This is a genomic window from Halomonas campaniensis (genome assembly GCF_002211105.1).
GTDB lineage: Bacteria > Pseudomonadota > Gammaproteobacteria > Pseudomonadales > Halomonadaceae > Vreelandella > Vreelandella campaniensis_A.
In genome coordinates this window covers 135455-147435 of the sequence record NZ_JPUA01000049.1, presented here as the reverse complement: position 1 = coordinate 147435, position 11981 = coordinate 135455, and the positions used below count along the sequence as shown (strand labels likewise).

11 protein-coding genes are annotated in these 11981 nt (G+C 54.7%); 6 read left to right on the top strand and 5 right to left on the bottom strand.

Features of this window, described 5'->3' with window-relative positions:
* Nucleotides 1–8: 8 nt before the first annotated feature.
* Nucleotides 9–1712 carry a bifunctional metallophosphatase/5'-nucleotidase gene (locus JI62_RS21510; RefSeq protein ID WP_088702112.1) on the bottom strand — a complete coding sequence of 568 codons (1704 nt, stop codon included), beginning with the start codon at nucleotides 1710–1712 and terminating at the stop codon, nucleotides 9–11.
* Nucleotides 1713–2014: 302 nt separating this feature from the next.
* Nucleotides 2015–3019 carry a porin gene (locus JI62_RS21505; protein ID WP_088702111.1) on the bottom strand — a complete coding sequence of 335 codons (1005 nt, stop codon included), beginning with the start codon at nucleotides 3017–3019 and terminating at the stop codon, nucleotides 2015–2017.
* Nucleotides 3020–3343: 324 nt separating this feature from the next.
* Here JI62_RS21505 and JI62_RS21500 point away from each other — a divergent pair, with 324 nt between their 5' ends.
* The 6 genes from JI62_RS21500 to JI62_RS22530 all read left to right on the top strand — a co-directional run bounded on the left by JI62_RS21500 (nucleotide 3344) and on the right by JI62_RS22530 (nucleotide 8451).
* Nucleotides 3344–4507 (top strand): glycosyltransferase family 4 protein, encoded by a 1164-nt coding sequence (locus JI62_RS21500; RefSeq protein ID WP_088702110.1) that lies wholly within the window; start codon nucleotides 3344–3346, stop codon nucleotides 4505–4507.
* On the top strand, nucleotides 4470–5009 hold the full coding sequence (locus tag JI62_RS21495; RefSeq protein WP_088702109.1) for a phosphatase PAP2 family protein: 540 nt from the start codon (nucleotides 4470–4472) through the stop codon (nucleotides 5007–5009). Before JI62_RS21500 ends, JI62_RS21495 begins: the two co-directional genes overlap by 38 nt.
* Before the next feature lie 141 nt (nucleotides 5010–5150).
* Complete coding sequence (locus JI62_RS21490) at nucleotides 5151–6605, top strand: sodium/glutamate symporter (RefSeq protein ID WP_088702108.1); 1455 nt, start codon at nucleotides 5151–5153, stop codon at nucleotides 6603–6605.
* A 918-nt stretch (nucleotides 6606–7523) separates the two neighbouring features.
* Nucleotides 7524–7655 carry an entericidin A/B family lipoprotein gene (locus JI62_RS21485; RefSeq protein ID WP_088702107.1) on the top strand — a complete coding sequence of 44 codons (132 nt, stop codon included), beginning with the start codon at nucleotides 7524–7526 and terminating at the stop codon, nucleotides 7653–7655.
* A gap of 5 nt (nucleotides 7656–7660) precedes the next feature.
* Nucleotides 7661–8188, top strand: coding sequence for a YqiA/YcfP family alpha/beta fold hydrolase (locus tag JI62_RS21480; RefSeq protein ID WP_088702106.1), 528 nt, complete (start codon nucleotides 7661–7663; stop codon nucleotides 8186–8188).
* 89 nt (nucleotides 8189–8277) lie between these two features.
* A complete protein-coding gene (locus JI62_RS22530; protein ID WP_141101346.1) occupies nucleotides 8278–8451 on the top strand; it encodes a DUF6435 family protein in 174 nt (57 codons plus the stop codon).
* A gap of 126 nt (nucleotides 8452–8577) precedes the next feature.
* Here the strand turns inward: JI62_RS22530 and ntrC are convergent, their stop codons facing one another.
* The 3 genes from ntrC to JI62_RS21465 all read right to left on the bottom strand — a co-directional run bounded on the left by ntrC (nucleotide 8578) and on the right by JI62_RS21465 (nucleotide 11889).
* On the bottom strand, nucleotides 8578–10005 hold the full coding sequence (gene ntrC / locus JI62_RS21475; RefSeq protein ID WP_088702105.1) for a nitrogen regulation protein NR(I): 1428 nt from the start codon (nucleotides 10003–10005) through the stop codon (nucleotides 8578–8580).
* On the bottom strand, nucleotides 10002–11060 hold the full coding sequence (glnL, locus tag JI62_RS21470; RefSeq protein ID WP_088702227.1) for a nitrogen regulation protein NR(II): 1059 nt from the start codon (nucleotides 11058–11060) through the stop codon (nucleotides 10002–10004). Before glnL ends, ntrC begins: the two co-directional genes overlap by 4 nt.
* Nucleotides 11061–11334: 274 nt before the next feature.
* The gene (locus JI62_RS21465) at nucleotides 11335–11889 is read right to left on the bottom strand and encodes a DUF4124 domain-containing protein (protein WP_088702104.1); all 555 of its coding nucleotides are present in this window, start codon (nucleotides 11887–11889) and stop codon (nucleotides 11335–11337) included.
* Nucleotides 11890–11981 lie beyond the last annotated feature (92 nt).

The following is an 11981-nucleotide window of genomic DNA, read 5'->3' as shown; positions in this document are numbered from 1 at the left end:
CCCGGAACTCACTGCGACGCTTCCTGGGCCACACCCTCTTGCGCCACACTCTCTTCAGCGACATCCTCTTCAGCTCCATCCTCGTGAGCTATATCACTCATCCGCCCTTCAACCTGGTAGAACACTTCTTTGCGTTCCACCATATAGTCGCGCAGCATCTCCCAATCTGTATTGCCAACGATGGTGTTACGACCATCTTCATAGGCCGCGCCAAGTACCGTATGCCCGTCGCCGCCAGCAGCGGTAAAGTTATTGGTAGCGATGGTGTAAGTCCGCTCGGGGTCAATCGCCTGCATCGCACCCTCCTGGGCAACGCTTAGGCTAACCACCCGTTCCCCTGTTGGCTTGCTGCTGTCGTATACCAGCTCAACACCGGCTGATACCTGCAGAAAACCGCCATCCTCGCTGGGTGCATTGGCCAGGGCGATTTCGAAGGTTTCCAACAGCTCGGCGCCGGTGACGTCAAGCAGCGTCAGGCGATTGCCAAATGGCTGTACGGCGATTAGATCGCCTACGGACACATCCCCCCTTTCAATCGCTTCACGGATACCGCCGCTATTCTGAATCGCCATGATCGTATCGGGGGCTACCTGCTGCGCGGCATGCAGCTGGGCATCGGCGATTAAATTGCCCAGCGCTGTTTCATTGGCACGCACGCTCCGTTCATCGCCGCTGCCGTGGCGGGGATTGGGCAGCTCGGAGATCGCCTTAGCGCCGATCAAGGTATCCCGCAGTGTTTCAATTTTCGCGGTGTAGGGTTCAAGCCGCTTGGCGGCATCAGCGTCTGCTTCGCGATCATCGGCAGCGAGGAGCTCACCACTGGCATCCACCACCACGCCGTTCTCGTCGAAGGTGACCTGCATAACGCCCAGGTGCTGGCCATACTCGCCTGCCTGGCCAATCACCGTCGGTGATGGGAGCTCCTCACCAGTACGGGCCTCACTTAACAGCCTGGGGGGCGACACTTGGGTATGACTGTGACCACCAATAATAATATCGATGCCTTCGACGTGTTCAGCCAGCAGCAGGTCGTTACCCACGCTGGGGTCGCTGTCGTAGCCCAGGTGGGTAAGGGCAATAACCTTGTTAACGCCCTGCTCTTCAAACGCCGCCACCATGGCTTCAGCCGCTTCACGATAATCGCTAATGGTGACGTGTCCAGGGCTGGAGATCGTTTCGCTATCCTGAGTGCTTAACCCAAAGATGCCGATAGGTTCGCCGTTATGCTCAACGATAATACCGTCATAAAGCATCCCCGCCTGGGGGTCAGCGCTGATTGACTCGCCCAGCATATCTGCAAACTCCGGGCCCACTGAGAAGTCCAGGTTAGCGCCTACAACAGGAAATTCAGCACCCGCAAAAAACGCCGCTAACGCTTGATGCCCCTCTTCCGGATCACCCAAATCGAACTCATGGTTGCCCGGCACAAAGGCGTCGTAACCCATCAGATTCATAAACTCCAACGCATCCTGGCCTTGAAACTCAGTGAAGTAGAGCGTGCCTGAGAAGATGTCACCCGCATCCAGCAGCAACCCTTCGCCAAAGCGCTCCTGTGCCTCTTTCAGCGTGGTAACTAAATGGGGGTACTGATCGGTGCGCCCATGTAGATCGTTGGTGTGAAATAGCGTCAGGGTATAGTTATCAGCCAAGGCGGGAGGAACGGTGGCGAATAACGCTGTCCCTAGCGCCAAGCCATAGCGGTGAGAACGCATCTAAATGACTCCTTTCATAACGGTGTTCGGACACCTTAGCAGTAAAGATAGACTCCCAGCGACATTTCGTCTCCATGGCAAAATTATTACCTTCTCTCCTCTCTTAATTTTACGGTTAGATAAATAACTCGCCAAGAACAAAGACCGCCTCTTTGAAGACAGCCAAATAAAGCATAAAAAAACGCCAAAAACCGGTGTGGAATTAACCACACCGGTAAAGATCGAAACATGCGAGCTAACTAAAAGCTAAAGAACTAACGCAAAAAACTAATGCAACACTACCGCCAATATCACTCTACGCATTAGAAGTGATAGCGGGCACCCAGTGCATAGTACACATCTTCCTCATAGTCATTAACAGCATCAAGATTACGATCGTTAAACTCGAGGAACATATCGAAGTTGCTAGACAGCTTGTACATAGAGCCCAGCGCCCAAGCGTTACGCTCATCGCTAGCACCATCTACATCGATGTTGTAGTAGTCGGCGAAGAACTTCCAGGAATCGATAGCGTACGTAGCACCAACACCGATTTTATCGAAGCCACCACCGTTGACATCGTCATCACCGCGGGTTTCATAACCTACACGAGCAGCGAAAGCATCCGTAATAGCAAACTCGCCCGTAGCGCCATAACGCACTTCACCGTTACCGCCACCGCGTACCGTATCTTCCACATAACCAAGCGCTAAACGAGCGGGGCCTGTTTCGTAGACAACACCACCCTGAGTGGCAATAACGGATCCTTCGGAAGTCTGCTCGGCTTCAGTCAAACCACGCTCAGAGAAGTGCTTGGCCGAAATAACCGCCTGGAAGCCACTCATTTTAGGCGTTTTATAGCCGATCGAATCGCCGCGTGCCTGTAGGCCGCCACCAGCGAACTCGTAGCCTCGCTCTACGTAGACATCGAACGGCGTCATAACGTAGTCATCATAGAAGCTGTTGTAATTGCCGGCCATAAAAGTACCGAACTGCTGGCTTTCCAGACCCAGGTAGCTGTTACGTACCTCATCGAAGCCAGAGGAGGTATTACGCTCATCACCTGTAAATCGCCACTCTACACGGGCGAATGCACGCAGGTCAGAAGAGATCTGATGGCCAGCGGTAATCCGTAAGCGCGAGCCGAAATTACGGAACTCTTCGCCATTATCAACACCGTTATCAATACCGCCACCTTCAAGACCCATAGCGATACGACCATAAATTTCAAGATCGGTACCGTCTTGATCATAAACAGTGGCAGCTTGTGCTGCGGAGGCGGCCAATAAACCGCTAACGGCTAATGCCAGAGTCGTTTTTTTAAACATGATCGTTCCCATTGAAGTAGTTAATGCTTGCGCTTTGCGAAGGCACAATGAAGGACGAATAACGCCTCAACGCAGGGAACCTTAAAGGAGTTATATTTCATTTACTTTAAAGTTTTATTTTTTTGGAACTTATTTTTTTATGCTTTATTAAACAAAACTGCCATCCAAATTTAACATTGAACTGATAAAGAGGTAGACAACTCCAGTACTTTATCGCCTAGCCTATTTATTAAGGCATGTCATCACTTATTCACCTATTTGTCTCGGCAGTGTCATTCGCCCCGCCCACACTGTACGAAAACGTGATAAAGGGATGAATCGCTCATGCGGCTCTGCATCGTTAGTGAAACATGGTCACCGGACATCAATGGCGTAGCCCATACATTGAGCCGGTTAAGCTATGAACTTAACCGGCAAGGAGTGCCGGTTGATGTGATCCGTCCGCGCCCTCGGAGCGCAGGTAACGCAATCGGTATTAACCGGGAGTTACAGGTGCAACGCTTTGCCTTACCCGGTTACACCGATGTCCAGGTAGGGCTGGTCAGGCCCGCTACGCTGCGCCGCTTTTGGCGTAAGCACCGACCAAACATCATCTACGTAGCGACCCAAGGCCCTCTCGGCTGGGCAGCACGCCAAGCAGCGCGGCAACTCAATATTCCCCTGGTAGCAGGCTGGCACACCAACTTCGACCACTACTGTGAAGATTATGGCGTCAATTGGCTGGCTTCGACCACACGGCGCTACCTGCGCTACTTCCATAACGGCTGCGACCTCACGTTAGTGCCTACCCATCAGCAGGCAAAAGCACTGCAGGATCAGGGCATTCGGGACGTCCACGTTCTTTCACGCGGGCTGGATGGTGAGCACTTTTCACCTGCCCATCGTGATCCTTCATTGCGCCAACGCTGGGGGGTAAGCGAGCATCAGCCGGTGGCGCTTTACGTAGGCCGATTAGCCGCGGAAAAAAACCTCACCTTGCTACATGAAAGCCTTCAAGCCATGCGCGAGGTACGCCCCGATATCGCCCAGATCATCGTCGGCGATGGCCCCGCACGGGCACAGCTGGAAAAGGCACTGCCGGATGCACACTTCACCGGTTTCGTGGGGCAGGAATCGCTCGCTCGCCACTACGCCAGTGCCGACCTGTTCATCTTTCCCTCGCTTTCAGAAACCTGGGGGAATGTGGTGGCGGAAGCCATGGCCAGCGGCTTGGCCGTAGTGGCCTACGAGCACGCAGCCAGCGCCGAACTGATTAGCAGCGGCCACAACGGCGTCACCGTACCCGCTGGCAACAGCGCCGCTTTTCAACAGGCCGCGGTGGAGCTGTGCCAACACCCCGCTGACTACGCTCGTTTAGGTCGCGTAGCGCGCTTACGCGCACTTGAGCAAAGTTGGACGAGCATCGCAGAGCAGTTTTTGAATTACTTACACCAAGCCCAGGAGGCCCATCATGCGCCCGCGTCCGCTTGTCGTATTCGATCGTCTTGACCTGCTGGAGTGGCAATTCTGCCAGCGTATCTCTCGGCTATCGATCTACCGCCCCTGGCGCGTCACGCTTCAGGCTGCCAGCCGCTTAGGCGACTGGCCTGTCTGGGTGTTACTCATTCTCGCCCAGCCCTGGCTGCAGCCAAACGGCGCCTGGCGTGTCTTGCAGTACAGCGTGATAGCGCTGTTTGCCGTGGCCATTTATCGGTTGGTGAAGACCCGCTTGTGCCGCGAGCGGCCGTTTATTACTTACGGGGGAGGCATCGAGTGCTGTGAGCCGGCCCGCGACCGTTATAGCTTCCCCAGCGGCCACACCATGCATGCGGTAATGTTTAGCGTGTTAGTCGCCGCCCACACACCCTGGCTACTGCCGGTGGTATTGCCATTAACGCTGCTGATAGCGATCTCACGGGTGGGCTTAGGGCTCCACTATGTAAGCGATGTACTCGCCGGGGCAGCGATGGGCTATGCGTTTGCCTTGGCCAGCCTCTATTGGATGGGATAACCCCCTGTTTTTCTGTAACTGATTTCCCATAACAGGTTTCGCGTAATCGATGACTAAGCGCTATGGTTAATCTAACCTTGTCTTTTTTGAACGCACCTGCTTAGCGGCAGTAGCGGTGCGTCAGCATCAAGGAGTGATGTGATGACCATGACGGTTGGTGAATTATTTATAGCGCTAGTTCTCATTGGGTTAGTTCTGTTAGCCAGCAATGCCCTACGTCTATGGCTTCCCTGGTTAAGACGCCTCTTCCTACCCAGCTCGGTCATCGGTGGTTTGTTACTCTTACTGATGGGCCCTGATGTATTAGGTAAAGCCCTGCCTACCTTTTTTGAAGAAAGCCCCGGCCTGTTTCCTGCTTATGTTCAGGAGAGTTGGGCAGCACTACCGGGGCTGTTGATTAATGTTGTCTTCGCGGCGTTATTTATTGGTAAAGCGATCCCCGGGCTGCGCACTATTTGGCTGCGTGCAGGGCCGCAAGTTGTCGTCGGGCAAACCATGGCATGGGGCCAATATGTGGTTGGGTTGAGCCTGGCCCTGCTGGTGTTAGTGCCGGTGTTTAATATGAACCCCATGGTAGGGGCATTAATCGAAATCGGCTTTGAAGGCGGCCATGGCACCGCCGCCGGCATGGCCGACACCTTTGAAGAGCTAGGTTTCGAAGAAGGCGCCGACCTGGCTTTAGGGCTGGCGACAGTAGGCATCGTAGCAGGGGTGCTGATAGGTACGGTACTGATCAATATTGCTGCGCGTCGTGGGATTATTAAACTCCAGGATGGGGACAACCAACCAGAGGGTCCCGATGAATTGATGCGTGAAGACGAGCGCCCTTCTACCGCAGAATTCAGCGAATTTAAAAAAGATCTGGAGCAAGAGGCAGGCACCACCGATCCGCTAAGCCTGCATATCGGTTTAGTCGGTATCGCCATTGTGATCGGCTGGTTAATCCTGTCAGGCTTGCAATGGATAGAGCAAGTCACCTGGGCACGCGACGGCGGCCTGGAAATCCTCGCCCATGTACCGCTTTTCCCAATCGCCATGATTGGTGGGGTAATTGTGCAGCTGATTGTGATGCGATTTGGGTTAGAGCGTCACGTATCCAGCCGCACCATGTCACGTATTGCCGGCACCGCGCTGGATTTTACTATCGTGGCTGCGCTCGCCACCCTTTCGCTGACCACCTTAGGCGAGCACTTCCTGCCCTTCTTGCTGCTCGCTGTGGTGGGGATTGCCTGGGGGCTGTTTGTGCTGATCGTTATCGCGCCCCGAGTGATACCGGAAAACTGGTTTGAACGCGGGGTGGGCGATTTCGGCCAATCCATGGGGGTCACTGTGACCGGCCTGCTGCTGATGCGCATGGCAGACCCCAAAAATGAGTCTGGCGCACTAGAGAGCTTTGGTTATAAACAGTTGATGTTTGAACCGATTGTGGGGGGCGGACTGTTTACCGCCGCCGCCTTACCACTGATTGCCGAATTTGGCGCCTTGGCCGTACTGATTTTTGCCGCTCTACTAACCGTAGGATGGCTAGCGTTTGGCTTGCTCTACTTCGGGCGCATGGTGCCAGAACGCGGTAAAGGCCGCTGGAAGAAGAGCTAACGCAACCCAGTTGCTCTACCCAAAAACCGCTACGCCCGCATCAGCGGGCGTAGCGGTTTTTTTCTTTAAAAGCAGAAAGTTAAGCGTCAGGCGGCGTATCATCACGCTCATCTATTCTAGCCATAAATGATGTCTTAAACATCATATAGACTCCCACGCCTGAAAATCCTAAGAACAAAACAAACATGCATAACATCAATGCCATCGCCATAATCTTGTCCCTGATAGTACGCGGTTGTTACGTTTGCGTTTTCTAACCGCTACATTTTGATTTCATCGAAGGATAGACCAAAACAATGCATTAATCTGTGCGGTAACGGTGTATGCAAGTGCCGCACAATCAGATAAGAATAAAAATATTATTAAAATCAATTATTTAACAAAAATTTAGCACGCAAAAAAACCACCTCATTTTCATGAGATGGCTGTTTCGCATCGCTCCACTCCCTAGTTTGATGAACAACGCCTCCTTGCGCTGCAACCAGTGAGTGGGCTGATTGTCCTTTCACGTCCTGTTAACTTACTTATTGGCTCCCTGCCTTCCTTCTGCCCGTCAGCCCACTCACTTAGTTTTGCTGACCCCCAACCTGTCGTTTACCTTTAATCAACTGAAACTTTAAACTACTGAATAATGAATAAATATCTATGTTTCTACTTAGTACCTGCAGGCTCTGAGCCAAACCATGCCAAAACAAAATAATTTTGTTTAATAACAATGGCTTAAAAAATTACCAGGATGCCAAAATTCCCTCCACGGCGCTCATTTCCATGTATCGAACTGGCACATGCGACATAAGCATCCCCGTCTGAGACACACTGCAACGCTCCTTGAAACGAAACACATTGAAAAGCGTAGCGAATCGTCACCGTTGGGGGTATTTTGCTTCTATCTACTCACTTGCCTTCAAGGAGACCACTATGAATCGCACTATCGCTCTTGGCATCGTAATAATGGTGACACTGCTGCTGGTCAGTGGCTGTAATACCATTCGTGGTGCGGGTGAAGACCTTCAGCAGGGTGGCGAAGCTATCCAGCGCGCAGCGAGCTAAACATCATGATGACTGTGTATCTATCCCATGGCCTTGAGAGCGGGCCGGGAGCGCTAAAAACCCAGGCGCTTAAAGGCGTTGCGGAAAAGCTGGATGACTGTGAACCGGTAGTTATGGACTATCGAGACATAGCTGAGCCTAAGCTGCGCCTGGAGCATCTGCTGGGGGTATTAGCCAAGCGCGGAGACGACCCTGCCCAGTGTGTGCTGGCAGGCTCGAGCTTAGGAGGCTGGCTAAGTGCGGCGGTTAGCGCTCGACAGCCGGTGTTGGGCTGCTTTCTGCTGGCTCCCGCACTGGGACTAGCCGACTACCCGGAAACGTCACCGATTATTCAGGCGCAGCACACCCATATCATTCATGGCTGGCGGGATGACGTCGTTGCCCCTGAGCCAGTGATCGAACGAGCCCGTCTGCAGCGCTTATCGCTACGCATGGTGGATGACGACCACCGGCTGCACGCCAGCCTGGAGACTATTTTGTGGGATTTTGAGCGCTTTTTACGCCAATGCAGCGCGCCCGCACAGAACCATTAGCAAGCCTAGCTAAAACAAACATTCGACACGCGCCCTCAAAATCTATACAAATGGTGTACACCATAGCGTAGATAGCGAGGAGATTACTCATGTTAGGCATGTTTAAGCGCGACCCCAAAAAGAAGCTGCAGCAAGAGTATGAGCGCAAACTTCAAGCCGCCATGGAGGCTTCACGTAATGGCGATATGCGCGCCAATGCCACGCTTACTGAAGAAGCGGAAGCATTGCTTGCCGAGATCAGACGCATTGAGGCGGCAGAATAGCCTTTTCGCCAATAGGCACACATGGCTCACTAGTGGCTTTAGCGCTTTTAACCTGCTGCACTGGCCAAGGAGCTGGCGTACCCTGCCCTCGCCGATACGGTATATATACTCGCTGGCGAGTAGCGATTACTCGTCAGCAAGTGCCGGTAGCAATGTTTTCAATTTACGCGTGAGCGTATTGCGCCCCCAGCCCAGCAGCTCGGCGGCTTCCCCTTTGCGCCCGCCGGTATGTTTTAGCGCTGTCTCGATCAGAATCCGCTCAAAATCGGGCACCGCTTCTTCCAACAAGTGGGTATGGCCTTCGGCTAGGGCATGATCCGCCCAATCGCGAAACGCCGTGCGCCAATCGCCGAGGGCGCTGCTTTCCGAAGCGCTGGGTGAACGCAACTCCGGCGGCAGATCTTCCACCAGAATTTCTCGCCCCGACGCCATTACGGTGAGCCAGCGGCAGATATTCTCTAACTGGCGCACGTTGCCGGGCCACGGCAAACGCGTTAGGTGAGCCTCGGCTTCGCTGGTCAATACTTTGATATCGGTGGTCAGCTCTTTCGCCGCTTCGGCTAAAAAGTGCCGAGTTAAGCGCGGGATGTCTTCACGCCGCTCGGCAAGCTTGGGCAGGTGGATACGGATCACGTTCAAACGGTGGAACAGATCCTCCCGGAAGCGGCCATCATCCACCAACACTTCCAGATTTTGGTGGGTGGCAGCGATGATACGCACATCCACTTTGACTGGCGTATGGCCGCCAACGCGATAAAACTCGCCATCCGCCAGCACACGCAGTAGCCGTGTTTGCGTTTCAGCGGGCATATCGCCTATTTCATCTAAAAACAGCGTACCGCCATTAGCTTGCTCAAAACGCCCCTGGCGCTGCTGGGCCGCCCCGGTAAAAGCGCCCTTCTCATGGCCAAACAGCTCTGACTCAATCAAATCACGGGGGATCGCCGCCATATTGAGGGCAATAAATGGCTTGCCCGCCCGCGGGCTATGCTGATGAAGCGCCTGGGCAACACGCTCTTTACCGGTACCCGATTCACCGTTAATCAGCACTGTGATATGGGAGTGGGAAAGGCGGCCAATGGCGCGGAACACCTCCTGCATGGCGGGCGCTTCACCAATGATCTCGGCATTCAACCCTTCCGGCACGGTGACCGGACGCTGGCGTTCACGGGCGTGGGCCACGGCGCGACGCACCAGCGCCAGGGCCTCATCAACGTCAAACGGCTTGGGCAGGTACTCAAACGCCCCGCCCTGATAAGAGGCCACTGCGCTGTCCAGGTCAGAGTGCGCAGTCATCACAATCACCGGCAGGTCGGGATGCGCCTCACGTACCCGGGACATAAGATCCAACCCATCGATACCCGGCATACGAATATCGGTGACCAGCACGTCGGGTGGGTTTTCCAACAAACGGGGCAGGGCAACGTCGGCGCGCTCGATACACTCAACGTCCAGATCGGGTTGCGCTAAGGCGCGCTCCAGTACCCAGCGGATAGCGCGGTCATCATCGACAATGACCACCCGCGCAACATCATTACGTGCAGCCTCAGTCATGACGCTTCTCCGGTGAAATTAACAACCATGGGAATCAGTAAACGAAATTCGGTGTGTCCAGGGCGTGAGTCGCACTCGATCAACCCTTGATGCTGGTGCAAAATCGACTGGGCGATAGAGAGCCCTAGACCACTGCCCTCCGCGCGCCCCGACACCATGGGGTAAAACAGCGTTTCCTGCAGCGCAGGAGGAATACCTGGGCCGTTATCGACCACGGCGACTTCGCTGACCAGCCGGTGGCGTTCAGCCCCCAGGGTGAATTGGCGGCGAGCGCGGGTACGCAGTATTAAAGAAGGTTCCGGTGTTTGCGCGTCGCTCATGGCCTGCACCGCATTACGGGCCACGTTGAGCACCGCCTGAATCATTTGCGACTCATCGCCGGAAAGGTCGGGCAAGCTGGGATCGTAATCACGACTAATCGTCACGCACGGGTGCTCGGCAATCAGCAGCGCCCGCACTCGCTCGAGCACTTTGTGAATATTGACCGGCTCATGCTTAAGAATGCGGTTAGGGCCGAGCATGGAGTCGACCAGGTCGCGCAGCCGATCTACCTCCTCCACAATGATATGGGTATATTCGCGCAGCGCCGGGTCGACTAGATCCCGCTCCAATAGCTGTGCCGCCCCGCGGATGCCACCCAGGGGGTTTTTGACTTCGTGGGCGAGCCCCCGGGCGAGCACCTTGATGGTCTCCTGGCGGGTGGTGAGCGCCTCTTCCCGGGAGATCTGCATCAACCGATCCCGCGGCTCTACTTCCAGCAGCAGCTCATCGTCAGATAACGGCGTCACCGTGTAGTCAACCGTCAACGGTTCGCTGTTCAGCGGGGTAATGCGCGCTTCGCGCTGGGTATAGGGGTGAAACGCATCTCGCGCCTTGGCTAACACATCGTCAATGCTCTCATCCCCGCCGAGTAGCGTATCCAGGCTGATGCCGTGAACACGGCTAAGGCTGACCGCTAGCAACGCTTCAGCGGCAGGGTTCATCCAGCGCACTCGCAGTTCGCCGTCTAGCAGCAGTACCGCCGTGGTGAGATGTTCAAGCAAACGCTGATGCATGGTGGTGTCCTGAAAAATCGCGTCTTCCATCGCCGATACAGACCTACAGGTGGATGATCAATGAGGAAGCTGCAAAAAGCGCGCCAACTATGCATTGATGCCCATTTGCACGGCTTGCGGGCATCGCAACGGCAGCGGGTGGATCGTTTTAGCGCACTAGTCGTGCCAAACGCCCCTACCAATGCACCACTTTAGTGCATTCAGGTTTTGGAAGGGAGTATATCGAGCTGTTTTTTCTGGTAGCGCTTTGCTCATCGTGTCTATGAAAGTGCTTTCAAGGAACCGTAATCGTCACTGTTGCAGTGCGGTGCTGCAAACGCTGACTGCTATCCAGCAGCTCTGCCTGGAGCTCGTATCGCCCCGTGGGTAGGCCCGTTAACCAGAAGACATCACTGTGCAGCGCTGTCTGGCTAATCTCGCCATTCACCAACAGCCGCACCTGATGGTCGTCGCGCAACGGTGGCGCAATAGCCACCTCCACCGCGGTCATTCCCTCTTCCACCTGTGCGCCTTGCTGGGGCAGAGCGATCGAAAAATGGTCGTAGGGCATAAAGGGCTGCCCCGGTTTACCGCGTGGCCGTACAGCGGCGGGCGAGGCTGCACTTGAATGGGGGCTAGTAAGAGCAGCGCTTAACGCAGGCGGCAGGCTGGGCAACGGCGCCAATTCCAACGCCTCACCACCGCTGCCTGGGTTATCGGTAAAGGTAACGTTGCCGTGCTGATCGGTTACCCGGTAAACCGTCTGCCCCCATGCTAGGCCAGCGGCTCCCCCCAAACCTAGGGCAGCAACCAGTACGCTACTCATGGCCACTGTATTAACCTTGCTCATCGCCACGCTCCTCAGCCCCAACAAAAAACCCCGCCGTAGCGGGGTTCTCTTAGCAATCATTGTTACCACCGCCTGGCTGATAGTAACAGCCA